Below are 26,094 nucleotides of genomic sequence, written 5' to 3' on the forward strand. Positions count from 1 at the left end.
AATCAATCTCAGTGTACGAGTGTTAACAACAAATAATAAACAGCATTGATAAATCAGAACGTACAATTGTATTAAGATTTGCCCGAAGCAAGATGTAACCCAAACTATAAAAACAGTCTTTTTTATTTATAAAAATAAACCGATGAAAAAGAAAATATAGATTACTTAAAAGGCAAGTGTCTATGATAATATTTCGAGCTCAAATATAGCCCTTATATGCTGGCTAGTCTATGAGTTTCGTCTAGAACCTCTTTTTATAGATTCACAGTGCTACTCACACATTAGTACTGAGCAAAGATTAATGAAATTAGATATGAAGCGACTACGTTTGATAGCAGATAGGTTATCAATAAATAAAAAAAGGGCGTATCAAGAATTATCTCGATACGCCCTTTGCAATTTAACTGGTTAGATAGTAATCAGCTAAATAATCGAGTGAATCAACACTCTATATTTACTATATTAATTAGCCGTGCATACCACGGATAGGGTAGTTGTTTTCTGGGTTTCTAACAAAAGCCAGACCGTTTGCCAAGGTTTCAAGATCTGGTCTAGAGAACGGTGCGTTCGAGATATCAACGATATGTACTTTTCCTTCAGCATTGATAACGAATACAGCAGGTTCAGCGAAAGGATGATCAGTTTCTTTTTCTGAACGTGGGTCAGAGATGTATAAACCTAGCGTATTCATCTGTTCGATAGTCAGACCATAAGCCATAGGGAAGCTAACATCTATTTGATCTAGATGACCTTCTAACTGCTCTTTGCTGTCTGCAGATACTGCGATGATATCGACACCAACGTCATAGAAAGACTGTTTTACTGTCTCTAAGGTATTTAGATATTTTGTGCAGATTGGGCAGTGCTTACCACGGTATACAACGACCAGTTTCCAGTCATGACCGTTTTCGGGTTTGCCTAATGAAGTCATTTCACCGTTTAATACTTGTACTTCCGTTTCAGGAAACGTAGTACCGGCTTGAATTTTTTGAGCATAATCTGTTGACATAGTTCTTATCCTTTTTAATAGTATTTTTATGGTTGGTTGTTATTTAACAGCCTTACATTAGCAGTCTTAAGTGCAAAAGTATGGGATGTTTACAGTAGTCCCAAGTAGTAACAGGAAAAGTTAACATTACCTTTAAAATTGCTCAATAATACTACTTAAGTAAGCTAGGGCGTGTCCTCAATTCAAACGAGTGTTCTCTAAATGGGCTAAAAACAGCTAAATTTTGCCAAACATCGTCAAATAGTTGGTTAATATCTCGATATTATCTGCACTATTTTCCTCGTTTGACGGCAATTTATTTCATTTTTATCACCATTTTTAAAATGAGGACACGCCCCAGTAAGTCATAGACAAAGCGTCTATTTTTTTGCTTCTTCAGTTGTCTGAGCGTCTAATTTATCTTGAGTTTTTAGCTCAAAATCTGAGGCGTCATGACGTTCGTGTAATTGCTCAGCAGGTTCACTCCAAGTGCGGTTTACCTTGCGACCACGTTGCACAGCAGGACGCTCTAAAATCTCAGTTGCCCAGCGACGTACATTTGGGTAGCTCTCAACTTGTAGGAACTCTCCTGCATTGTATGCTTCACCTAGTATTAGATTGCCATACCAAGGCCAAGTGGCGATATCTGCAATCGTATACTCATCGCCACCTAGATAGCGATTTTCTGCAAGCTCACGTTCTAGTACATCTAACTGGCGTTTTACTTCCATCGTGAATCGATTGATAGGGTACTCAAATTTTTCTGGCGCATAAAAGTAGAAATGTCCAAAACCGCCGCCCAAGTAAGGAGCAGAACCTTGTAACCAGAAGAGCCAATTCATGACTTCAGTGCGTGCTGCTGCATCTTTAGGCAGTAGTTTTCCGAATTTTTCGGCAAGATAAAACAAAATAGCGCCACTCTCAAACACACGGCTACCAGTCTCTGTATCCAAAAGCACAGGAATTTTTGAGTTTGGATTTAGCTCAACGAAACCTGATGAGAACTGTCCACCTTCACCAATTTGAATCAGGTGCGCGTCGTACTCAGCTTCTGTCACCCCTAACGCCAGTAACTCTTCGACCATAATGGTGACTTTTTGGCCGTTAGGGGTGCCCATTGAGTAGATCTGCAAAGGGTGTTTGCCGCGAGGTAGTTCTGCTTCATGCGTTGGACCAGCGATAGGGCGGTTGACACTTGCCCACTTGCCGCCGCTTTCTGCATCCCATGTCCAGACGCTGGGTGGCTCGTAATGATTAGAGTTTGACATAATGATGATACCTTTTTATATACTGTGCTCAGTAGGGGGTAATTGGTAAATCAGATCCAGTTTATTGTTTTTATTCTGGCATGTCTGCTAGTTGCTTTAAGATGTTTTTGTAGTTTTCTACACCTTGTGCGCCGCTCACTAGATGCTGACCGTTAAAGATAACGGATGGTACGCTTTGAACACCTTGCTGCTTTGAGTGCTGTACGGCTTCACGTATCACATTGGCAAAGCGTTGATCTGCGATAACGGCAAGCGCCTCAACACGATCGAGCCCAATATCTGCTGCGACGTCTGCCAGTACGGTACTATCAGCCACGTTTTTATTATCAACGAAATGCGCAACGAACAATGCTTGTTTTAGGTCGTGCATACGTCCTTTCTGATCAGCCCAATGCAGTAACTGATGCGCATTAAAAGTATTGTAGGTACGAAAATCATCGGTAAACTGAAAATTAAATCCAGCTTCTGCACCTGCTGCTGTCATTCTAGCTCGGTTCTCTTTAACGTCCTCAGCAGTTGTACCGTACTTCTCCATAATATGCTCACGATAGTTTCGTCCTTCATGCGGCGTATTAGGATTTAACTCAAATGGGTGCCAATGAATCTCATGCGACGTGTTGGTTTGTTTTAGTGCCTCAGCTAGTTGACTATAACCGATAGCGCACCAAGGGCATACAACGTCTGACACGATGTCTATTTGTAAGGGTTTTTTTGCCTGTTCCATAGGATCTCTCATTAGCGATAAATTAAAATGAAAAACTGCTGCCCGAAGATGTTTCGAACAACAGTATGAAAACATCAAATGGACTGTGTCAGCATTAGCTGAAAAACATATTAGTCAGCTTTGTGCCATTCAAATTTCTGGAATGGTTTGTCAATTGGTGTGTTAGCTAGGTGGTTCGTGTAGTTGCTCATTACTTTTTGAGCAGCACCAAGGATAACTTCAAGAATTTGGCGCTTAGTGTAGCCTGCATCTAAAAACGCTTGAACCGCGCTGTCATCAACGTTACCACGATTACGGACTACAGATAGTGTGAAGGTACGCAATGCTTCCAATTTTTCAGTTGGTAGTGGCGTTTCATCACGTAATGCATCCGTGATAGCGTCATCTACTTTCATGCTCTTAGCAATACCAGTATGCGCAGGCACACAGTAATGACAAGCATGTTCAACGTTGATAGTTTGCCATACAACCGTGGTTTCTTCGTCATCAAAACTGCTGTCTAAAAACAGTTGATGTAGCTTTTGATAGCCTTCTAGCAAGCCAGGCGCTTCAGCCATCACGGCGTGTAGGTTAGGTACCATGCCAAATGCTTTGATAGAAGAATCAAGTAAGTCTTTGCTTTCTGCTGGGGCTGTGTCTTTATCGTGTAGAGTAAATTCGGTCATAATATACTTCCTAATAATAGGTTTGAGATTTAGTGTGTTTTAGAGTTTTCATGCTCGCTTCAAAGCAATCGCTGATTTACATTTAATTATTGGCTTGAGTAGTTACTCAAAATTAGCAACTTTGCTTAGTCAACGAGTCAATAGAGACTACTATAAATGATATTGAGCAATCGCTCAATAATTATTTGAGTAATCGTTCAAGTAAATTGTAATGGCTTAATTACATTCCTCTGCGTAATACATATTATTCTATTAATATCAGTACCTTAATAAGGTAACACTGTGTAAGTAATAAGAGAAAATAACGGTAAAAAAGTGATTGTTAGCGTTAATAACGTTATTTTCTCTAGTATTACGGACAAAGCTTATTGAAATGACTGAGTGAATCGAGATTACTTAACTTCAGTCATCTCATGTAGAACGAATGATTCAACCGCGCTTTCTGTTGCGGTGGAAAAATCTTTTAGATGTTCGTTTTCCATATGGATTTGCCATAGCTCGCGGGTGGCCCAGCTTTCATGAAACATAAAGTGAGTGGGTTTCTCATTATCTTGGAACAAATCATAACGAATACAGCCTTCTTCGCTGCGAGTAGCTGGTATGAGTTTTTCGAGCTCAGCTTTTACGAGAGCGATGCTATCGTCCTTTGCTGTTATATGGGCGATGACGGTTAATGTAGTCATTTCTAATCCTTGGAATTGGTGGGATGGTTAGATGAGTTTTGAGTGTGACTGTTGGTAAAAGAGTCTATATGCGAACAGAGTTATATCGACACTGTGTTTATTATATCAATATATAACACTACTTGAACGACCGTTCATTTGTGGTTATAGTGTATATCAGACAATAAAAATGTGCTTCAAATTTCGACGTCTATTTTTGTTATCTCATTACAGCTTTTATAGTCATTAGTATATAGTCGATTCAATTTAAAAGTAGTACAAGGCAACCGAACGTAGATGTATATTTAATACTTCAAGCGAGGTTAACGCAGTAATATTTTTATAGTGGAATGACTATAGTCACCAGATTTGATAGTCATTAGACGACTGTCTTCTAATAGGATAAAGTTATGCTTAAATTTTATTTTCATCAAACGCCAAACCCAATGAAAGTAGCATTGTTTCTTGAAGAAACTGGGCTGCCTTATGAACTTGTGGCAGTAGATACGTTAAAAGGTGAGCAGCATACACCTGAGTACCGCGCTATTAACCCAAACGGCAAAACGCCTGCGCTAGAAGATGATGGCAAACGCGTGTTTGATTCTACGGCTATCTTGATGTATCTTTCTGAAAAAACAGGAAAGCTGGCAGGACAACCAGAAGATCGTAGCGAGATGCTGTCGTGGCTAATGTTTGTAGCATCTGGATTAGGCCCTTTTTCTGGTCAATCTGTTCACTTTAGACATAAAGCGCCAGAAAAAATCCCGTATGCGATTAATCGCTACCTTCGTGAGGCCGAGCGTCATTATGAAGTGCTAGATACGCATCTAGAAGGCCGTGAATATATGGTTGGTGAGAGCTACTCAATCGCTGATATTTCTACTTGGGGCTGGATTGATAAGGCGACTGTCGTGCTAGGCGAAGGCGGCTTGGATAACTATCCAAATCTAAAGCGTTGGTTTGATAGCATTAATGCTCGTCCAGCGGTACAAAAAGCCCGTGACATTCCTAAAGGTATTGATTTCAAAACTGAGTTTGATGATGTTGCTGCACGCGCACTTTATCCGCAAAACTTTGATAAAAATAGTTAATCGAAGCAAAGAGACTTAATAAGTTTTATAATATAAAAAGTGATTAAAACCAGTAACTAAGGTTGATTCTACAAACTTTGCCTTAAAATAGATTTTAAGGCAAAGATATTAAGGTGAAAATTATGAGTGCTCCGATAAAGTTCAATCGTGAGGATGTGATCGAAAAAGCAAAAAATCTCTATTGGGAGAAAGGCTATCATGCGACATCAATGCGAAACTTGCAAGATGTGGTGAATATGCACCCAGGTAGTATTTATGCAGCTTTTGGTAGTAAAGATAAACTATTTACAGAGTCACTGAATCGCTATGCTGCAGATGGTGCCAAGAGATTGGCCGACTGTATTGAGCAAAAAGACACAGTGTTAGATGGCTTAAAACATTTTATCCATACGGTGATTGTCTGTAATAGTGCTACTGCGCCTAGTGGTATGTGCATGATCGTCAAGACAGTCGCTGAGCTTACTCAAAACGATAGTCCAGATCTACTCGCACATGCGACAAATATATTAGAAGGTATAGAGGCATCGTTTGCCGTGCTCTTTGGACAAGCCATTGATAGCGGTGAGATTAGCGCAGAAAAAGACCCAGTTGAGCTGGCGCGTTATTTCCAAATTCAAATTATAGGTCTCAGGACGTATGCGCAGGTCACTAATGACAATGATGCGGTAGAGAAATATATCGATGATATTTTTAAAAATATCGTATAGCAAGGTTGTATAAAAAGCAGATTTTTTAGTTATGACAGCTCGCGCCTTTTGTCGTTAACCAATCATCATAGTATTACTAAAAACCCTGATTTCTAGTACATTAGCAATCAGGGTTTTTGTTATCTATTACTGTGCTTTCGGATTGTCATTGATGAACTTCAGCAGAAGCTCAGCCAACGTTTCGCCTTGGTCTTCTTGCAGGAAATGACCGCCGTTAGTGATAGTCGTATGATTTTGTCCTTTGGTACCCGGAATCAGCTTTTGCATGATGCGATCGCCGCCACCAGTTACGGGGTCAGAATCACTAAACAATGTGATAAATGGCTTGCTCCATTTGCTCAGCACGACCCAAGCTGCACGATTGTCTTCTGAAGCAGGATCATCTGGTGTCGTGGGCACTAGGATAGGAAACTGTCTGGCGCCTTCTTTATAAGACTCATCAGGGAAGGGTGCATCGTAAGCATCCAGTACGGCTTGAGACAATGTCGTTGTGGTACCGCTTTTGATGGTGCCTGCTACATTGAACTGCGGCGTCTCCTGAGAGAAATTCTGCCACTTGCGAAAGCCTTCGCCCGGATCGTGATCCCCAGTCGGTAGCATGGTGTTGCCTGCTGCAACGCGATCGAATTTATCAGGATGCGCTGCTACTAAACGTAGACCGATTAAGCCGCCCCAATCTTGACAAAACAGTGTGATATTTTTTAAATCTAATTGATCAAGCACCGATTGCATCCAATCGACATGGCGCTGATAAGTGTAGTCAGTACGTGATGCAGGTTTGTCTGAACGTCCAAAACCAGGAAGGTCTGGCGCGATAACGCGGTGTCCTGCTGCTGTTAGTATTGGAATGACTTTACGATACAGATAAGACCAAGAAGGCTCACCATGTAATAACAAGATAGGGTCGCCGTCGCTTGGACCTTCATCAAGGTAGTGTACGCGCAGCTCACCACCTTCTGTATCATCGACCATCAAATAGTTCGGTTCAAAATCGTAATCTTGCAAGTTAGTAAAATACGAATCAGGTGTCCTAAGTTTTTTCATATATCATCCTTGGGTTAGAAAAATAACAGTGCATTCTGGCACAGGTGTTAGACAGTCTACTAGGGGTGAGTCTCTGAGTGCTACTCGACTATCACTGGTAATCCTAGCGATAAGGCTATCTGCCGATAATCTATATTGATTAAACGTTCAAAATGAAAACTATACCCTACATGCATTCGTTGCTGCAAACATTAATAGTGGATGCGTCAGTAGTATCCACTATATATAGGATAATTTTTGAGTTTCGTTTTATAAGGCTAAACTAATCTTGACGCCAGTAGACTTTTACCACAACATCGGTACGACTTAGCTCAAGTCGGTCTTTCAGCAATGGGCGCAATGCTTTGGCAGTATTTGCTTCTAGTGCTCCCCAAACTTTATTAATCTGTAGAGGGTTATTAGTCAAATAGTCGCCTAACTCTCTGTCGATTAGCGTGGCTAATTCTGCTCCTGAATTTGGTTGATTGGTTACTATAGGCAGTACGGTAAAGTAGTTATTACCATTGTTTTCAGTATCGCAATCAAGGCCACTGCGCATTTTTACCGTATCAAAATAACTTTGATCGCCAGCATCTTGCGTCATACAAATGACTAATGGTGGCGTAGGGTTGTTCCATAGCTCCAGCAATCGTGCTGCTGTTGGCATTGATGTCTCGTCGACAATCAGTACTGCTTGACCGTCTCGTAAGTGCTCTACCTTTTCTGGAAACTCTCGTTTTGTGACGACGGTCTCGCCTGCTTGGAGTGCTGCTGCCCAGTTGCCGCCTGGCGTATCCCCATGCAAAAAAACATCGACCCATGCTCGTATTCCATCATCAGCTTGCCATGCTTTTCTCAAAGTGTAATAGCAGTGAGGACGAGCAGGGCGTACGTTCTCCTTATCGCTACCATTAGTTTTATAGTCACTAGCTTTATTGCCATTAGCTTTATTGTCATCAGTGCTGTCAGTAATCAATGCATTAGTCATTGCATTGTGTTCTAAATCAAACAAGTACGCGTAACCCGCTTCGTTGGTAGGTACTGACGTCGAGCTTTTTGCGCCTTTGACATCGCTTAATGAAGGCATGCTCAATTCAAGGCGCAGCATATTTTTGCTGATTCTATAGCTATTTTGTACCTCAAATACTTGCTTGGTCAGTTTGATTGTTTTTTTGCCTAGCTTTTTATCTGCTCTTTGTTTTAGCAAGATATATTGGGCTTGCAAGTCATCAAGCTGGGAGATAGGTGCAGCAAAAGCAATAAAGAAAGTCTGGTTATAGAGTGAACTATTTTGAGCGGCAGTTGATTGATTCTCTACGCCTTTTGGACAAGTCTGTATAGCAATACCTTCAGCATAAATATCAGTTATTTGGGCATCGACCAGATCCAATTCGGCGGTAGATAATGAGGTAAATGCGCTCAAGAATCCAAGCAGTTCGTCGAGGTGCTCCTCATTAATATGAGCGACCACACCTGCTATTTCGGGGTCGTTTAGGGGAGTGTATTGGCTGTTTTGGTTATCGGTGTTTTCTGTAGTAGCTAAAAGAAGATTAGTCATATAAATACTCGCAATCAACAGAGCGTTGAAATTAAAGTGAATGAGTTTATAGTTAATGATAATTGTTTTTGTTATCATTTACGAGTAAAATCAATTTTTATTGTGGTTTGATCGTCAAAAATTGGTCTATAGCCGATGACCGATGAACCATCATTTTTATGACATATTATTTTTATCAACAATGAGTGCTTATATGCTACGTGCAAACCAGCTGACTATCAGCCGTCAAGGAAATACTCTATTAGACAACGTGACTTGTGAAATTGATACCAATCAACTGGTGGCTTTGGTTGGGCATAATGGGTCTGGCAAGTCGACCTTGATCAAAGCGCTAGCGGGTGAGATGGCAAGTAGTAGCGGCAATGTCACATTAGATGAGCACAGTATCAATGACTACGGCAGTAAGGAGTTAGCGCGGCAAATGGCATATCTGCCGCAGCAATTGCCAGAAGCTGCTGGATTCACGGTGCGTGAGCTGGTCATGCTAGGGCGCTATCCTCATCAAAAATGGCTGCAAAAGCCAACTCAAATAGATAAAGACAAAGTCGCGCAAGCATTAAAAGTGACTAAAACCGAAGCGTTTGCTGATCGAATTACTGCCACGCTATCTGGTGGTGAGCGCGCTCGTGCGTGGCTCGCGATGTGTTTGGCACAGGATACCCGTTACTTATTGCTCGATGAGCCACTTGCTGCGCTTGATATGCACTATCAAATCGAAGTCATTCAGCTCATTCGTCGTTTGGTGGATGAGCAAGGATTAAGCGTGGTAATTATTATCCATGATATTAATTTGGCAGCACAATATGCCGATCGAGTCATCGCGCTGAAAAATGGCAAAATGTGTCACAACGGCGATATCGCCAGTACCATGCAATCTACCGTGCTACACGATATCTTTAATGTCGATATGCAGCTACTCAGTCATCCTATTACTGGGCAGCCTGTCGCAGTCGCTTAACGTCTGGTTTCTGCTCCTTCTTTTTAATTTGCCTACAAAGATACGCTTTTATGCCTCCCGTTTTTTATACAGATAAATTATCGAAACATCCACTAGTTACACCAGTATCAGTAATGACAATATTGAAATGGTTCGCCCTCGCATTGTGCTTGGTATTGACCGCCTGTCATAGTCAGACATCCACGCAAACAACGGCTACCTCAGAAGCAGAAAACAGTCATAGCGATAGGATGAATATTGTGTCTCCTGACTGGGGTAATGCAGCGACTTTGACGGCGATGGGGCATGCACCAATTGCGACAGGTGATGTCAGGGTTTGGGATAGATGGGTGGGTAGTCCCAAACTGCCAACATCGATCACAGACTTAGGCATCCGTTATCAGCCCAATGCTGAGCTAATCGCCCAACTGCCTGTCGATATGGTCATAGATAATTATTTTTATGAGCATGCACGCAACTTATACGGCGATGTCCCTGCGGAATCTGTGATGTTTGCCGCCAAAGGAGAGAAGGCAACCTGGGCTGACTATACCGAACCGACGCGGGAGCTTGGCATGCTGATCGATAACCCGAAGATGGCTGAAGACTATATTGTACAAAGTCAGAAAGAAGTACAGCTGGCCAGTCAGCAATTCCAGCAGCGCTATCCAAAAGCCAAGAAATTCGCAGTGGTACAGTTTGCGGATGCCAATAACATGCGTATGTATGTGGCAAATAGTTTATTTCAGCCTGCGCTAGAGCAGATGGGTAGAGAGCTTGTGGTATTGGGCAAGGGCAATCAGTGGGGGTTTGTGCCAATACGAATGGGAGATTTGGCGCAATTAGATGATGAGACTTGTTTATTAATTATCGATCCACTAAGCCCAATTACTAGAGCTGAAATTGATGACAGCTTAATTTGGCAGCGCCTGGGTTATGGCAATACCCGTTGTGTGGGTGAGCTACCTCCAGTATGGATTTATGGCGGTATGTCGTCATTGGTCAGCCTAGCAAATAACTTGTCAGAAGTTTCATTAAAAGGCGGGGACGTAGTACTATGAGCGCCAATGTAGACACTCACAACAACCAAAACAATCATATCAATAACCACACCGACAGTTCTCATAACGACAGTGCTCATACGATGACATTAGCCTCTCAAGCAGCAACGGTTTCAAAACCCTCATCAACGTCATCGAAACATTCATCATCACTGAATCAGTCACCGAATCAACCCAATCCCCAGACTTCTTTATTTGCCAGTATGTCTTGGCGACTATGGGTCATGCTCATCGGATTAGCGGCTTTGTCATTATGGAGTAGCTGGGCGTTGCTAGATCAGCAATGGACGCGTCCACTTCGTGACTTGCTTATACCAAGCTCGCAATTGGATATTGCCAGTATGGCGATACAGCTACATATCGTGGCGACCAGCGTAGTAGCGTTACTGGCTGGCGGGCTATTAGGCGTGGTCAGTATTTTACTACAGCAATTGGTAAAAAACCCACTAGCATCAGATACGACGCTAGGGGTGGGCGTGGGTGCACAGTTGGCCATGCTCATCGTCACGTTGTTTTTGCCAAGCCTGGCTATTTATGGCGGACTTTATGTAGCCTTTGTAGGTGCTATCATTAGTATGGGTCTGGTGTTTGCCTTATCAGCACCCAGTCGATTTAATCCATTGATTTTGATATTGGCCGGTTTGGTGGTCAATATTTTGCTGGCCGCAGTGGCCAATGTACTAGTACTATTTTTTGCTGAGCGTAGTAATGGAATGCTGTCGTGGGCGGCTGGGTTTTTGGCACAAAACAGCTGGCATACCAGTATCGCGCTAGTCATCACTGCCATTTTGATGGCGGTCGTATGTCTGCCATTACTGAAACCATTAACGCTGATGAGTCTAGATGACACGCAGGCCAGACGTTTGGGTGTGCCTATTAATGGGATTCGGGCACTTGTCGTATTGGTTGTTGCCGTTGTGACTGCTCTAGTGATTAGTGAAGTTGGCTTGATTGGTTTCATTGGTCTTGGTGCAGCAAGCTTGGTCAATGCACTGGGCATTTCTTCTATTGGTAAGCGTTTGGCCGCAGCCTTTGGGTTAGGGGCGCTGCTTTTACTATTGACCAGTAATGTCGCATTATTGCTTGAGCCAATACTTGATATGCAAATTCCAGCTGGTGCCATGACAGGTATCTTGGGTGCACCGTTGATTATTTGGTTGATTTTGCGTCAGCGTCGCGAGCGGATAGAGACAGTGACGCCCATGCTTGCGGGTAAGCATACATCCATTGCATTTTGGCGATGGGGTGTTGGGGTGCTCGCCCTTATCCTGCTGGCTTGTCTTTTGGTACAAGACATCAATGGTTGGGGGCTCAGTACGGACTGGGCGCTCACGCAGCAGTACCGCTTGCCTCGCAGTTTGAGTGCTGCAGCAACAGGCTTGATGTTGGCAGTCGCCGGTGTGCTACTGCAAACCTTAACGCGTAACCCCATGGCCAGTCCTGAGGTATTGGGGGTCAGTTCAGGTGCCGCACTGGGGGTGATTTTAGGGTTTTTATTATTACCAAGTTTAGGGCTATCTGCTGGAGCAGGGACGTTGCTGGTTTCAGGACTCTCAGGTGCGATGGCTGTGCTGCTATTGATTATTTGGCTGGCACGCAGGGTCAGCTCAGGTTATTTATTGTTAGTAGGTATAGGCATTGCCGCCATGATGGACGGGGTGATGCATATGGTCAAGCTTTCAGGAGATCCGCGTCTAGAAGCGATGCTCAGTTGGCTGTCAGGGACAACTTATAGCGCCCAGCCCAGTACGGTATGGTATCTCATTGGTATTGCCGCTATCTTATTTGTACTCAGTCTACTGCTGATAAAACCCTTGCGTGTCCTTGGTTTAGGCACAGGTGTGGCACGTAATCTAGGTGTGGCAGTTACGCCCGTTACCTTTTCACTACTGGCACTAGTAGCAGCGCTTAGCACGGCCAGTACGCTTGCCGTTGGCCCGTTGAGCTTTATTGGTTTGATGGTGCCACATTTGGCTACTTCGCTAGGCGCCGTAAAGCTTGAACGGCAATTGCCATTAGCTGCACTTTTAGGGGCAGGGGTGATGGTGATAGCAGATTGGATTGGCCGTTATGTTATTTTTCCTTATGAGCTGCCTGCGGGCACGATTGCGGCGATTATAGGTGGTGGCTACTTCTTATGGCTCATTCGTAAGGTACCAGCCTCGGCAAATAGATAGCCGCTGTTTTTAGATAGTTCTTAACTAACGATAAAAGTGAACACAAATAGTTTAGAACTATCTGTATGGGGTAGCTGTGTGTCATTAATTAGTCGACAGTTTGTAGTAGTCTGCATTGTTCCTAATTACTCGCTCTTGATTCGTCGTTCTTAGATTCACGCTAGCTGCTATCTTTGTCATTTTTATCAACAGAAAATTCGCAAACTGGGTTGACAGTCAGTTATTGGTAGTAGATACTACGCCTCATTAATAATAATGATTATCATTTACATTATCATTCAATATAAATGAGCGTTATTTTAAGAAGTAAGCGTCAACACTTACTTTTGAATGTTTATCCAAGACGACTGACAATAACAAGGCTGAAGCTATGGACACGATCTTATTAGACGAATCACGTGATAACGAATGCTACTTACACCGTCAAGAACAATTTGAATCGAAGGTCCGTAGTTATCCACGTAAGCTGCCCTTTGCGATTCAATCTGCTAAAGGGGCGTGGATTACCGATGTGGAAGGTAATGAGTATATCGATTGCCTATCAGGTGCTGGCACGCTGGCACTTGGACACAATCATCCTGTAGTCATAGAAAGCATCAAAGCGCTATTGGATAGCAATCTACCGATGCATACATTGGACATTACCACTCCGTTAAAAGATAAATTCAGCGAGTTCATGTATAAGTTGCTTGCTACCAATAGCGATGAGTATTGCTTGCAGTTTTGCGGGCCGACAGGCGCTGATGCGGTAGAGGCGGCGATTAAATTGGCCAAACAAGTCACGGGTCGTTCAAGTGTGGTTAGCTTCAGCGGTGGCTATCATGGCATGACGCATGGTGCTCTGGCTGTGACAGGGAACTTGGCCCCTAAACAAGGTATCGAAGGTCTGATGAGCTCGGTACAGTTCTTACCTTATCCTAATATGTATCGCTGCGCGTTTGGCTTGCCTTTTGAGCAAAGCATTCATGCCCATATGAGCTACTTTGAAAACTTCTTAAAAGATGTAGAGAGTGGCGTGGTGAAACCAGCAGCGGTCATTTTGGAAGTCATACAAGGGGAAGGCGGCGTCAACCCTGCACCAATAGAGTGGCTGAAGCATGTGCGCCGAGTGACAAAAGAGCTAGGAATCATGCTGATTATCGATGAAGTACAAACGGGGTTTTGCCGTACAGGACGTTGGTTCGCTTATCAATATGCCGATATTGACCCCGATATGATTGTGATGTCAAAAGCAATCGGTGGTGGTCTGCCACTTGCGGTACTGGGTATCAAAAAACAATACGATGTATGGCAGGCGGGCAATCATTCTGGCACGTTTAGAGGCAATCAATTAGCCATGGCGACTGGCCTTGCTACCCTCAATTACTTAAAAGACAACAACGTTGCTGACTATGTTTTAGAAATAGGTGCATGGTTCATGGCGCAGTTAAAAATACGCCAACAGCGCTATCCAAAAATGGGTCAAGTCAGAGGGCGTGGTCTCATGATTGGTATAGAAATCGTCAATCCCAGCCTATCTAGACAAAATGATGGTAGCTATCCAGCAGACAGCGATGTGGCTGCCAAAATCCAGCAAGCGTGTTTTAAGCATGGATTGGTGATTGAAAAAGGTGGACGCGGTGGCACAGTACTGCGATTATTACCGCCACTCAATATAACCAAAGATGAGCTGCAACAAGTCCTCCAAAGGCTTGATATGGCGCTAGAAGACAATCAATAGTATTGCCAGCGCCTTAGCATGATTCACACATTTATAAAAAAACTCTGATAACAACTCTAATAACGACTCTAATAATAAGTCACTTATTTGCGATTTATACATTCGTAGAATAAACAAGTGAGGACATTTTGCATTTATTAAATCAGCAAACCAGTGAGCAATATGTCACGCATATGCAAAAAACCAGCGCTGTTATCAAACAGTGGCTAGACGACAATAATGTGTATTTGGGCGGCACACCGCAACAAGTGCAAGCAACCAATGCCTTTAGCATCCGTGAGAAAGGCCGAGACATCGACACGATACTCGCTGATATTCAAAGTAAGTTTTTACCCAGTTGTGTGTCGACGGCCAATGCGAATTGCTTAGCTCATTTGCATCCGCCGACGTTAGTCATCGGACAGGTTGCCGAGATGATTATAGCGGCCACTAACCAAAGTATGGACTCGTGGAACCAAAGCCCAGCCGCGACCTATATCGAAAAAGACTTAATCAATTGGTTATGTCAACGTTGCCAGCTTGATAGCGCTAACAATAACAATCAAACAGGCCATAACGCTGGTGGTGTCTTTACCAGTGGCGGTACGCAAAGTAACCTTATGGGATTACTGCTGGCACGCAATCAATTCTACAAGGCTAAGGGCGTTGATGTGCAAAAGGACGGCCTGGTGGGTCAGCCTGTTGGCAACATCCTGTGCTCAGACCAAGCACATTTTTCTATCGAAAAAAATGCGGCGCTACTAGGTCTAGGTCAAAAATCCGTCATTAAAGTAGCGACCGATGCATCAGGTGCCATGCTGATGTCTGACTTACAACATCAGATAGATCAGCTAGGTACTGACAATGTGATGGCCATCATCGCAACCGCTGGCACAACGGACTTAGGTGCTATTGATCCTCTAATATCTATTGGCAAAATTTGCCGTGATGAAAATATATGGCTACATGTCGATGCAGCATGGGGTGGGGCATTGTTATTATCACAGCGCTATCGACACTTGATTGACGGGCTGAATCAGGCTGATTCTATTACCCTAGATTTTCACAAGCATTTCTTCTTACCGATCAGCTGCGGTGCTTTTCTCTTACGAGACAATCGAAATTTCGAGAGCATTCGCCATCATAGTGAGTATCTAAACTCGGCTGATGACGAACAGGAAAACATTCCAAACTTGGTGACCTATTCTTTACAGACCACACGCCGATTCGATGCATTAAAACTGTGGATGGCGCTGGACTTGCTAGGGACGGATGATTATGCAACCTTGATTGATAACTGTCTGGATACTGCCAAGCAGGCGGCACAGCTGATTGATGCAAATGAAAATTTTGTACTGGTACATGAGCCTATTATTAGCAGTGTTTTGTTTTACTTTACACCCAAAGATACCACGCTATCTGATGAGCAACTCGCACAGCTCAATCGCCACATTGCACAAGCATTATTGGTCAACAATATCGCCAATGTGGCTACCACCCAGTTTGAGCAGCGCCTTTGCCTTAAATTCACCATTCTAAATCCCAGTACCCAAATCAATGATATTGCAGACATCATTGAGCAGATGGCTATTGCTGGTTTTAACCAACTTAATTCTGACAACCTGAACGTTGATGGGAAGAAATAACATGATGCAGCATAAAACGCTTGATCGTCTCACACTACAAAATCTAATCAATGCTTATTGTTTTGAAACTGGGCGCGGCGATATTATTGCCGTAGAGCAGCAAGATGATATACAGAAGCAGGCCTCACAAAATAAGCCTTTATTAGTGCTAATGCTATTGCCTTCGAACACGGTAATGGTCGTACCTGTCGATAGAGTGAGCCAATTGGGTCAGCACCGTTTGGCAGGCACGCCGCTTATATTGAATAAGCAGGTCAGCATACGATCAGACTCAACATTAGACACGCAACTGGACGACCCTTTGCAAAACAGCCGATGGATAAAATCCTCTGCTATGAGCCTAGCGTCTTTGATTATTGAAGACATCGTACATCGTTATAAAGACAAAGCGACGCTAGATGCCAATGGTGTATTAAAGCGCTGGATTGAGAGTTATGAGGGGCTACAGATTATTTTAGAGCATCGCAATGATGAGATTGATGACATCATTGACTATCAGCAAGATTTTATTCAGACCGAACAAAACCTTATTTACGGTCACGCTATGCATCCTACACCCAAAGGCCGTGCTGGTTTTTATGGTGCCGAATGGGCAAAGTATGCGCCTGAGACCAGTAGCAAAACCCAGCTGCATTATTGGCTAGTGCATCCTGGCTGCATTACAGAAGAATTCGTAGATGGCGAGAGTATTACCACAGCGCTCAAATCAAAGCTACAAGCTGATATGAGTGGCTATCAGCAGCAACTTGTGGATGAGCATCCTGACTATAAGCTGTTGCCATTGCACCCTTGGCAAGCAAGGTTTTTGCAGCAGCAGCCGTGGTATCAAAAGCTACTAGAACAAGGCCAATTGTTTGACTTGGGTGAACTCGGTTGGTACCTGCATCCAACGACATCAGTACGCACGCTAGCGGCCTTTGATGCGCCTTGGATGTTTAAACTGTCGTTGTCTGTAGCGATTACCAATTCGGTGCGGATTAACTTGCCCAAAGAATGTAAACGCGGTATGCATGCCTGCCGAATCTGGCGTAGCGACTATGGTACTCAGCTCAAGACCCAGTACCCTACGATTGCGGTATTGAATGATCCTGCTTGGATTGCCTTACGTGTCGACGGCAAAATCATTGATGAGACTATTTGCATCTTACGTGACAACCCTTTTACAGAGGATACGCAAGTCACCAATCTTGCCAGCTTAAGCCAAGACCATCCAACCCGTCTCACCAATCGCTTAGAGACACTGTTTAAGTCCATCCATAAACAGACAGATGAACCTCTAGAACAGGTGGCTGTCCAGTGGTTTGACACTTATTTGCAAGTTGGTTTTATACCGCTTATTCATATGTATTATCAGCATGGTATTGGGTTTGAGGTACATCAGCAGAACAGTCTGATTGAGCTAACAGACGGCTATCCTACTAAATTTTGGGCCAGAGACAATCAAGGGTTTGGCTATATTGCAGAGTACGCCACGCCGCTCATTGATGCTTATCCCGAGCTGATTAGCGAAGGAGAGTGCGTCATTCCAGAAGACTTTGCCGACTCACGCTTTGCCTATTATTTAGTTGGCAACAGTATATTTGGTCTTATCACTGCCATTGCTCGTACTCAGCTTGTGACTGAGGAAGCATTAATTACGACGTTTAAAGCATGTCTAATGGCGTTAGAGCAACAATACCCACATCGCTCGTTATTTGACTTGTTATTGCGTAGCCCTACATTGCCGTTCAAGGGCAATCTACTCACCAGACTCTATGCACTCGATGAGCTGACCGCACCTGTTGAAACCCAGTCTATTTATGTCGATATCCCAAATCCTATGGTGACGTAGCACGTCATATTGTGACGGCAAAGATAACGCACGATATAAGTTAGGGTTCAACAAGAATTAGGGCGTGTCCTCAATTCAATCGATAGTTATCTAAATGGGTTAAAAATGGCTAAATCTTGTCAAACAGCGTCAAATAGCTGACTAATATCTCGATATTATCTGCGCTATTTTCCTTGTTTGACTGCGATTTATCTCATTTTTATCACCATTTTTAAAATGAGGACACGCCCTAGCATCAGAATTAACGTGACCACCAAATCACTAAGGGGCGACAGTGTTAGATATTATTGGTATTGGCGTAGGGCCATTTAACTTAAGTTTAGCGGCATTACTGACAAAGACTGACGTAACTGCCAAGTTTTTTGAGCAAAAGGCTGAGTTTAATTGGCATAAAGGCATGATATTGCCAAACACCACACTACAAGTGCCTTTTATGGCAGACTTGGTGACGATGATAGACCCAACCAGTCCGTATTCTTTTTTGAATTATTTGCATACTCAGCACCGATTGCTCAAGTTTTATTTTTTAGAAGAATTTAAAATTTATCGTAAAGAGTATAACCACTATTGCCAATGGGTAGCAGAGCAGCTGGATAGTTTGAATTTTGATGCGGCAGTGATAGACGTGGCATTTGACGACACCAATGATGGATTTGTAGTGACAGTCTTTGAGCAAGGCACACAAAACACCTATCATGCTAAAAATTTAGTCATAGGGACTGGCACACAGGCCACGCTACCATCATCGTTGCAAGACATTGCCAAACAAGCGCCTAAACGCTGCATGCATACCGCCCATTTTGCAGACAATTTTGACTTGGAGAGCCTCAGTGCTAGTAGCCTTGATCTGAATAGCACAAGGGCAGACAACAAGCTGACTAAAGTATTGGTGTTGGGATCTGGGCAGTCCTCAGCAGAGGTGTATCGAACGCTGTTTGATCAGCAGTTTGATGGCGATGATAGTACCAATGACGACCCTAAGTTTCAGTTAGATTGGATGACTCGCTCGGCAGGGTTCTTTCCCATGGAGTACTCGCCATTAGGTTTAGAGCATTTTAGCCCTGCATATACAGACTACTTTTATGATTTAGACTCAGCAACCAAGCCACAAGTCACTGCCAAGCAAGACCTGCTATATAAAGGCATGGGCTTTGAGACCATACGCGATATTTATCACCGTCTCTATGAGCGTAGTATTACCAATCAAGATTTGTATTCGACGTTGCTGTCTAACTGTGAAGTGGTTGAGGCAACGCTGACAACAATGCTAGAAGTGCCAGAACCGACAGACACCATAAAACTGGTGGGTAGACAGCGTGAGCAGAATCAAGATTTTACTACTGAGTATGATTGTGTGATTGCTGGTACAGGCTATCGTTACGGTCTGCCTGAGTGTTTAAACACGATACTGCCTAGCATCGCGCACGATGAGTTTGATCAGCCAGTTATTGATAGAGACTATGCATTGAAATATGTGATGACGTATCAAAAAGATATCGCGACTAATGGCAAAATTTTTGTACAAAACCAGGAAGTGCATACCCATGGCGTTGGCGCACCAGACTTGGGGTTGGGGGCTTATCGAGCAGGGTGTATCGTCAATCAATTAACGGGTGAACAGACTTACGATACCGATGCCTTAAAAGTATTTCAAAAGTTTGGCGCGTAGTGTTTTATAAAACTTATATTTAACAGAAACGACATTAAAAAACACTAACCACATAGCAAAATAATAACTAGGAGCAAGTCATGCCGACCATCACCCAAAACCTACCCGATACGTTTAGCATTGAAGCTTATCAAAAGACGTTTGCGTTGAGACCTGTCAAATACCCAGATGATATGCCATTGCTGTATAAATGGATGCATGCTGAGCATGTGGTCGATCAGTGGCAGCTACATCTCCCGATGCCGCAGCTAAAAACACATTTTGAAAAAATGCTGGCCGACGATCATCAGCGTCTCTACCTTATACTTTGTGATGATAAGCCGATTGGCTATACAGAGATTTATGAAACGGCTCGTGACCGGTTGTCTCAGTATTACAAAGCCAAAGAGACGGACATGGGGTGGCATATTTTGCTTGGCGATCCAGCGGTGGTTGGCAAAGGCTATCTCAAGCCAACTGGCATGATGATTAGCAAGTTTATATTTGAGCATACTGAGGCCAAAAAAATCGTGGTCGAGCCGGATAGTAAGGTTGAGGTGTATCAATGGGTTGCTGATAGCTTCGCTTATAGAGTACAACGTCTGATTGAGATGCCAGAAAAAACCGCCTCATTATATTTCTGCAATCGCGATGAGTTTCTAGAATCTAGAGGTTATCTGAATTTCTATGGTGCCATTGCTTAATGAGCAACGCCCCTATAAATAAAGCTCCTATAGATAAGGTATCTACAATTGAGTCGCCTATAAACGAAGCCTCTCAGAGTAGTAGTAATGGCTTGAGCAACAAACAAGTACAGCAGGTGTTACTGACACTACTGCTCGGCGGTACGGTTGTCAGCTTTAGTAATAGTGCGCTTAACCCAGCCATTCCTGTTTTTATGTCGGTGTTTGATGTCGACATCGTGATGGGCGGCTGGGTACTAAATGCTTATGTCTTGGCCATGAGTGTGGGGCTGATGCTAAGCGGCTACTTAAACAAAAAGTTTCCGTTTAAGCATGTTTATTTGGCGGCAATTTTTGGATTTATGCTGGGCTCAGTCATTGGCATGCTGGCGTCTAGCATGAGCTTTGTTATCATTGCCAGAGCCATACAAGGACTGAGTGGCGGTCTGATTATCCCGCTGTCTATTGGTATGCTATATCAGATTTATCCGCAGAAACAGCACGGCAGAGTAATGGCGCTATGGGGCATTGTCATTATGATGTCGTTGGCGTTTGGTCCTTTGGTCGGTGCTTACTTGGTTGAGCAGTTTGCGTGGTGGACACTGTTTGCCATTACCTTGCCACTCAGTGCGGCGGTCATGGCGATGGTGTGGTGGTTAATACCTGATATGCGCTCACATGATAAAAAAAGCCCTTTCGATACCATTGGGTTTATCAGCTTACTCATTTGGCTATTGACCATGATGGTGTGGCTGAGTACGCTGAAGGTAGACTTCACTGGCGGGCTACTCAGCAGTGATGGCTTATTAAAGATAGCCACGTTGGGTTTATTGTCTGTCGGATTTTTACTGTCCGCGATGGTTTGGTGGGCATATGAGCGGCGGCAGAAATATCCATTATTAAACGTGCGCTTGTTCAATAATAAAACCTATTTGCACAGTAATATCATCAGCATTAGCCAAACAGTCGGTTTGATGCTGTGTCTCTTGTTATTGCCCGTGGTGATACAAGATGTGATGGGCGAAAGTGCTTTATGGACAGGTATTGTCCTGATGGTCGCGACGCTCGTGGCCAGTATCACCACGCATTACGCTGGCAAGATGGTAGATAAGCAAGGTGCCCGAGGGATTGGCATCGTAGGAATTGCGATTAGTGCGCTGTCTACTTTGATGCTGGCATGGTGCTTGTATCAGCCCACGCTTTGGCTATTAATGCTAATTATGAGTATGCGAGGTATTGGGGTAGGTTTGGCGTATCTGCCGACCACTACCGTTGGTTTTAGCAGCTTACCCAAAGACGCGGTCACTGAGGGAGCCGCCCTTAATAACATCAGTCGCCGTATCATCTCTACTATATTTATCACGCTGTCCACCCTTTATATAGGCAGTCGAAGTGCGCAGTTATTAGCAGCAGGTAGTAGTGACGGCATGGCAAGCGCGATCCAAGAAATACTGGTGGTCATCGCGGTGATTTTATTATTCACAATCCCTTCAGCGTGCAAATTACCACGATCCCCATAAACAAATACCCCGTATCGGGGTTTACTTTAACTTATTAACGTAAATAATTATCATTCGCTTTAAATGTATTTAAATTCATACTTTTATTTGATCCAATTTTCAGACAGGAAGCTTATATCTATGTCCAATAATCTAGCAAACTCTACCAAAAATAATAATAGTGCAAATGTCACTTATACGACTAAACCGTGGCAAGCACCTATTGATTCTAAAATCATGGCACGCGCTGAGCAACGGGTGATTAAGCAATTGCTACAAGCATTACTATATGAAAATATTATTGATTTTGAATCTGAAAGTGCGAACACCGCTCACGACAGTGCTGATAATGAGACGCTGCTGAATTTTGTCATACAAGCAAGTGATGATGTCCGTTATACCGCGCAAGGCCATATTCATTATAGTTTTGACATCATCCGTTTGAATGAGCTAAATGTGCAGCGAGTGGTTAACGGTGTTGCTCAAGATGCCACTCTTGAGCATGTAATCAGTGATATCTTGCTCAATATTGAAGGTGCAGAACTCAAAGACAGCTTTATCAAAGAGCTGCGCCATACCTTAGTGAACGAAACACAGTCTCAGATACTGGCTTCTAATATACCTGTACCTATTGATACGCTCACTTATGAGCAACTCGAAGGCTATTTGACGGCAGGGCATCCTTATCATCCGTGTTTTAAGTCTCGTATTGGTTTTGATTTGCAAGATAACTATGACTATGGCCCAGAGTTTGATCAAAACATCGGCGTGGTGTGGTTAGCAGTCAAAAAAGAGCTACTGGTGAGTAATACCACTACCGGCATCGATATAAATGAATGGGTGAAAGATTATGTGGGTGCTGATGAATTTGATGCACTTAATGCCAAACTCACAGAAGTAATTACAATCACAAATAAGCAAGACGAAGGTACAGCTAGTCATGAAGTAGACGAGACGGCTAATAATTATTGCCTGATACCTGCGCATCCTTGGCAATGGCAAAGCACCTTAATTCAAGCATTACAGCCACTGCTTGTCACGCAAGAGGTTATATACTTAGGTAGTGCAGGTCATCAGTACCGCGCTCAGCAGTCTATTCGCTCATTGACGATGCTTGGTAATGCTGATGACAATGGTAATAATGACGTCAGTAATAATAAAGCCTACTTAAAGCTGAGTATGCACCTGATTAACACCTCAAGTACGCGAATACTAGCAAAGCATACCGTGATGAATGCGGCTGTTGTCACCACTTGGTTAAATCAACTGATTGCAGATGACAAGACTGCCCAAGCATTACCCATTGCGTTTTTAGGTGAGACCGTTGGCGTTAGTCTAGACCATGAGGCGCTACGCACACGTGGCTACCAGCATCCAAATATGTATGGCGGGCTAGCTGCTATTTGGCGAGAAAACGTGAACCAGTATCTATCAGAGGGTCAAACCGCATTTCCGCTCAATGGTGTCAGTTATATCAATGCTGATGGCTCGCATTTAATAGCACCTTGGCTTGATAAATATGGCGTAGAAACATGGATTGCGCAGTTAATTAAGGTCACTGTCACCCCTTTATTACATATCCTGTTTGGTTATGGTGTGGCATTAGAGTGCCATGCGCAAAACATCGTCTTGGTACATGAAAACGGCTATCCCATAAAAGTCTTGTTAAAAGACTTGCATGACGGGGTTCGCTATTCACCTGAGCACTTAACCCAACAACACTTGCGTCCAAATTTTTATAGCTTGCCACCTGCACATGCAGCCTTAAATAGAGGCTCATTCATCGAGACCGAAGATACCGATGGCATTCGGGATATGACGGTTGCTTGCTTGTTTTTTGTGGCGTTGTCAGATATTGCGATTTTTATGCAGACGCATCATAACTATGCTGAAGTGGCGTTTTGGCAACAGGTTGCTGACTGCGTGACTGACTACCAAACCTCTCATCCAGAGCATCAAACACGGTTTGACTTGTTTGATGTATTCGCTGAACAAACGCGCATTGAGTCATTGGCTAAGCGCCGATTATTCGGAGATAAAGCATTCCCAATTAAATATATCAACAACCCATTGTTTAAAAGTCAGGGGTAAGACGATGCATACATTATTTCCTGTGCAAAATTCTGCGCAAAACAGCCGCCTTGATGCAACCCCTGAGCCAGATATCGAGGCCATTCAATGGTCGCTGATTAGTCATTTGGTAGAGTGCTTTCTATTAGAGCAGTGGGTGGATGAGCACCTTATTCAAGTGACAACTACCACTGAGTACTTGGCAAATCATCAGACGTCACAACCTCAAGACGCGCATCAATTTTTAGCGTCGCTGCCACAGCAGTATCAAGACTTCTTTGACCAAGATAACCCGTTAATGGTAATGAAGATTGACCAAGAGAGACAGTTATTACTATTGGTCGAGCCTGCTTACGCGTCACCGTGGCGACTATCTAAATTCTGTCTGCCTGTCATATATAACGTTAATCTCAGTCTTAACAGCAATCTTAATAGCATCCTTAATAATAGCCATCATGTAGATAGCGCTTTGCTAGAGCCAGTAAGCTTAGCACAGCAGTTGTTAGATATATTTTTATCAATGATGGATAGTACAGCGTTGTCTGACGTTGGTGTCTTAAAGCTAAAAGAAAGCTTAGAAGCCTCCTTTATAGCTCAGCAACAGTCGGCAACGGCAAACATCACGACGACAGTTTGTCAGTATCCGCATTGGCATCAAACCTTGATTGCAGCGGAGCAGTGGGCATCACTGATGGATCGTCCGTTTCATCCACTGGCAAAAGGCAAGTTGGGCTTTACGGTAACAGACTATGAACGTTATATGGCAGAGTTTAACCAGCCTATCAAGCTGGTATGGGTCGCCATTGCCAAAAGCCATGTCATGGTGGCAGACCATGTTAAAGATGCAACAACGCAAAATCCAGCGACTTATCTTTTGGACACAACGCAGCAGCAGAGTTTGATGCGAGAGCTAGATGACAAAGGTATTGCAGACACGCACATTGCGATGCCCGTACATCCTTGGCAAATGACTCATGTGATTGATGACATGTATGCCGACGATCTTGCCAATGGCACAGTTGTTGCGCTCAAATTTGATGCGCTGATCACTTATGCTAGCTCATCCATGCGCAGTATGCTGATTGATACGGATACGCCAAATAGCATTAAGCTACCTATAGGTGTGTACGCACTGAACTCAAAGCGCTACTTGCCAGCCCTCAAGCTGATCAATGGTGAAAAAAACCAAGCCATATTGATGCAGGCAAGAACGTTAGACTCCGATCTATCCTCGCAGCTACGGTTATGGGATGAACGTCTGTGGTGGGGTTACATGTCGCCCTCTCACTTGCATGATAAAAGCGCTATCAATCCTTACTTTTATCAAGAAAAGCCCACGCATCTAGGCGCGATGCTACGCCAACTGCCAGCAGACCTGTGTGACGATTCGATTCGACTGTTTCCTATGGCAAGCTTGGGTATGTTGGTCTACAAACAAGGTGTCAGCTATCACGTTTTTGACGACATTGTTCAGGAGGGTATTCATAGTACTACCCAGAATAGTAGCCAAAACAGTGCTCAAGACAGCTTTCAAGAAGGCTCGCCACAGAATAAAAAACCCGCTGTCATAGCGTGTTTTAAAAATCTTTGTGATGTGTTTTTGGATACGATGCTACACTGCTTACGCCTAGGATTTGCTCCTGAGATGCACGGGCAAAATATTGTTATCGTATTAAAAGACAATCATTTTACCAGTCTGTTATTGCGTGACCATGATTCCGTACGCATCCATCTACCATGGCTGGCACGTCATCACATATTAGATCCTGAGTATTTAAGCCCGCCAGATTTTAAAAACCGTCTATATCGCGAGACGCCGAAAGCGCTGATATTTTATCTACAGTCGTTAGGACTGCTAGTCAATATTCGAGCGATTATCGAGTCATTGGTTGAGCACTATCATATTAATGAAGATGCGCTGTGGCACGAGGCAATGATAAGTATCGAGGAATCCTTAGTAACTATCAATTTTGATGATGATCAACGTCAGGTACTTCGTGATGAGCTATTGAACGCTTCACATTATCCGCATAAAACATTGCTATTGCCTGTGATTGCCCGTGGCTCCGATCCTCATGGCAGTATGCCCGCTGGAGAAAGTAAAACGATCAACCCATTCAAGCGTGTCAAGAACAGTGGTTAAAATTATGAAATACC

Annotated in this window: 20 protein-coding genes; 13 read left to right on the plus strand and 7 right to left on the minus strand. The window is 43.5% G+C overall.

Features of this window, described 5'->3' with window-relative positions; genetic code table 11:
• Positions 1-466: 466 nt before the first annotated feature.
• From ACI2IW_RS04870 to ACI2IW_RS04890, 5 genes are all read right to left on the minus strand, one after another.
• Positions 467-1,009: a peroxiredoxin-like family protein gene (locus ACI2IW_RS04870; RefSeq protein ID WP_404692848.1), complete on the minus strand. Its 543-nt coding sequence runs from the start codon at positions 1,007-1,009 to the stop codon at positions 467-469.
• Between the two features lie 359 nt (positions 1,010-1,368).
• A complete protein-coding gene (gene yghU / locus ACI2IW_RS04875; protein WP_404692849.1) occupies positions 1,369-2,256 on the minus strand; it encodes a glutathione-dependent disulfide-bond oxidoreductase in 888 nt (295 codons plus the stop codon).
• Between the two features lie 70 nt (positions 2,257-2,326).
• Entirely contained in the window at positions 2,327-2,980 is a 654-nt protein-coding gene (locus tag ACI2IW_RS04880; protein ID WP_404692850.1) for a DsbA family protein, read from the minus strand.
• Positions 2,981-3,090: 110 nt separating this feature from the next.
• The gene (locus ACI2IW_RS04885; RefSeq protein WP_404692851.1) at positions 3,091-3,645 is read right to left on the minus strand and encodes a carboxymuconolactone decarboxylase family protein; all 555 of its coding nucleotides are present in this window, start codon (positions 3,643-3,645) and stop codon (positions 3,091-3,093) included.
• A gap of 392 nt (positions 3,646-4,037) precedes the next feature.
• Positions 4,038-4,328: a putative quinol monooxygenase gene (locus ACI2IW_RS04890; RefSeq protein ID WP_404692852.1), complete on the minus strand. Its 291-nt coding sequence runs from the start codon at positions 4,326-4,328 to the stop codon at positions 4,038-4,040.
• A gap of 389 nt (positions 4,329-4,717) precedes the next feature.
• Here ACI2IW_RS04890 and ACI2IW_RS04895 point away from each other — a divergent pair, with 389 nt between their 5' ends.
• Both ACI2IW_RS04895 and ACI2IW_RS04900 read left to right on the plus strand, forming a co-directional pair.
• On the plus strand, positions 4,718-5,398 hold the full coding sequence (locus tag ACI2IW_RS04895; protein WP_102083151.1) for a glutathione S-transferase family protein: 681 nt from the start codon (positions 4,718-4,720) through the stop codon (positions 5,396-5,398).
• A gap of 122 nt (positions 5,399-5,520) precedes the next feature.
• Complete coding sequence (locus ACI2IW_RS04900) at positions 5,521-6,105, plus strand: TetR/AcrR family transcriptional regulator (RefSeq protein WP_101205246.1); 585 nt, start codon at positions 5,521-5,523, stop codon at positions 6,103-6,105.
• Positions 6,106-6,231: 126 nt separating this feature from the next.
• On the opposite strand, the gene ACI2IW_RS04905 is transcribed toward ACI2IW_RS04900, so the two are convergent.
• On the minus strand, positions 6,232-7,149 hold the full coding sequence (locus ACI2IW_RS04905; RefSeq protein ID WP_404692853.1) for a haloalkane dehalogenase: 918 nt from the start codon (positions 7,147-7,149) through the stop codon (positions 6,232-6,234).
• 262 nt (positions 7,150-7,411) lie between these two features.
• Positions 7,412-8,686 carry an SIP domain-containing protein gene (locus tag ACI2IW_RS04910; RefSeq protein ID WP_404692854.1) on the minus strand — a complete coding sequence of 425 codons (1,275 nt, stop codon included), beginning with the start codon at positions 8,684-8,686 and terminating at the stop codon, positions 7,412-7,414.
• A gap of 193 nt (positions 8,687-8,879) precedes the next feature.
• On the opposite strand from ACI2IW_RS04910, the gene ACI2IW_RS04915 reads away from it, so the two are divergent.
• The 11 genes from ACI2IW_RS04915 to ACI2IW_RS04965 all read left to right on the plus strand — a co-directional run bounded on the left by ACI2IW_RS04915 (position 8,880) and on the right by ACI2IW_RS04965 (position 26,080).
• Positions 8,880-9,644, plus strand: a complete 765-nt coding sequence (locus tag ACI2IW_RS04915; protein WP_404692855.1) for an ABC transporter ATP-binding protein — start codon at positions 8,880-8,882, stop codon at positions 9,642-9,644.
• Between the two features lie 113 nt (positions 9,645-9,757).
• Complete coding sequence (locus ACI2IW_RS04920) at positions 9,758-10,684, plus strand: ABC transporter substrate-binding protein (RefSeq protein ID WP_404692856.1); 927 nt, start codon at positions 9,758-9,760, stop codon at positions 10,682-10,684.
• Complete coding sequence (fhuB, locus tag ACI2IW_RS04925; protein WP_404692857.1) at positions 10,681-12,861, plus strand: Fe(3+)-hydroxamate ABC transporter permease FhuB; 2,181 nt, start codon at positions 10,681-10,683, stop codon at positions 12,859-12,861. Before ACI2IW_RS04920 ends, fhuB begins: the two co-directional genes overlap by 4 nt.
• Positions 12,862-13,231: 370 nt before the next feature.
• Positions 13,232-14,581, plus strand: a complete 1,350-nt coding sequence (locus ACI2IW_RS04930) for a diaminobutyrate--2-oxoglutarate transaminase family protein (protein ID WP_404692858.1) — start codon at positions 13,232-13,234, stop codon at positions 14,579-14,581.
• A gap of 128 nt (positions 14,582-14,709) precedes the next feature.
• Positions 14,710-16,206 carry a pyridoxal phosphate-dependent decarboxylase family protein gene (locus ACI2IW_RS04935; protein WP_404692859.1) on the plus strand — a complete coding sequence of 499 codons (1,497 nt, stop codon included), beginning with the start codon at positions 14,710-14,712 and terminating at the stop codon, positions 16,204-16,206.
• 1 nt (position 16,207) lies between these two features.
• Entirely contained in the window at positions 16,208-18,037 is a 1,830-nt protein-coding gene (locus tag ACI2IW_RS04940; protein ID WP_404692860.1) for an IucA/IucC family protein, read from the plus strand.
• Positions 18,038-18,311: 274 nt separating this feature from the next.
• A complete protein-coding gene (locus ACI2IW_RS04945; RefSeq protein WP_404692861.1) occupies positions 18,312-19,706 on the plus strand; it encodes a lysine N(6)-hydroxylase/L-ornithine N(5)-oxygenase family protein in 1,395 nt (464 codons plus the stop codon).
• A gap of 80 nt (positions 19,707-19,786) precedes the next feature.
• Positions 19,787-20,389, plus strand: coding sequence for a GNAT family N-acetyltransferase (locus tag ACI2IW_RS04950; protein ID WP_404692862.1), 603 nt, complete (start codon positions 19,787-19,789; stop codon positions 20,387-20,389).
• On the plus strand, positions 20,389-21,888 hold the full coding sequence (locus tag ACI2IW_RS04955) for an MFS transporter (RefSeq protein ID WP_404692863.1): 1,500 nt from the start codon (positions 20,389-20,391) through the stop codon (positions 21,886-21,888). The genes ACI2IW_RS04950 and ACI2IW_RS04955 overlap by 1 nt, the downstream gene beginning before the upstream one ends.
• Positions 21,889-22,008: 120 nt before the next feature.
• On the plus strand, positions 22,009-23,958 hold the full coding sequence (locus ACI2IW_RS04960) for an IucA/IucC family protein (protein WP_404692864.1): 1,950 nt from the start codon (positions 22,009-22,011) through the stop codon (positions 23,956-23,958).
• A gap of 4 nt (positions 23,959-23,962) precedes the next feature.
• Positions 23,963-26,080 carry an IucA/IucC family protein gene (locus tag ACI2IW_RS04965; protein ID WP_404692865.1) on the plus strand — a complete coding sequence of 706 codons (2,118 nt, stop codon included), beginning with the start codon at positions 23,963-23,965 and terminating at the stop codon, positions 26,078-26,080.
• Positions 26,081-26,094 lie beyond the last annotated feature (14 nt).

It is taken from the genome of Psychrobacter sp. NPDC078501, assembly GCF_044900935.1.
Lineage (GTDB): Bacteria > Pseudomonadota > Gammaproteobacteria > Pseudomonadales > Moraxellaceae > Psychrobacter.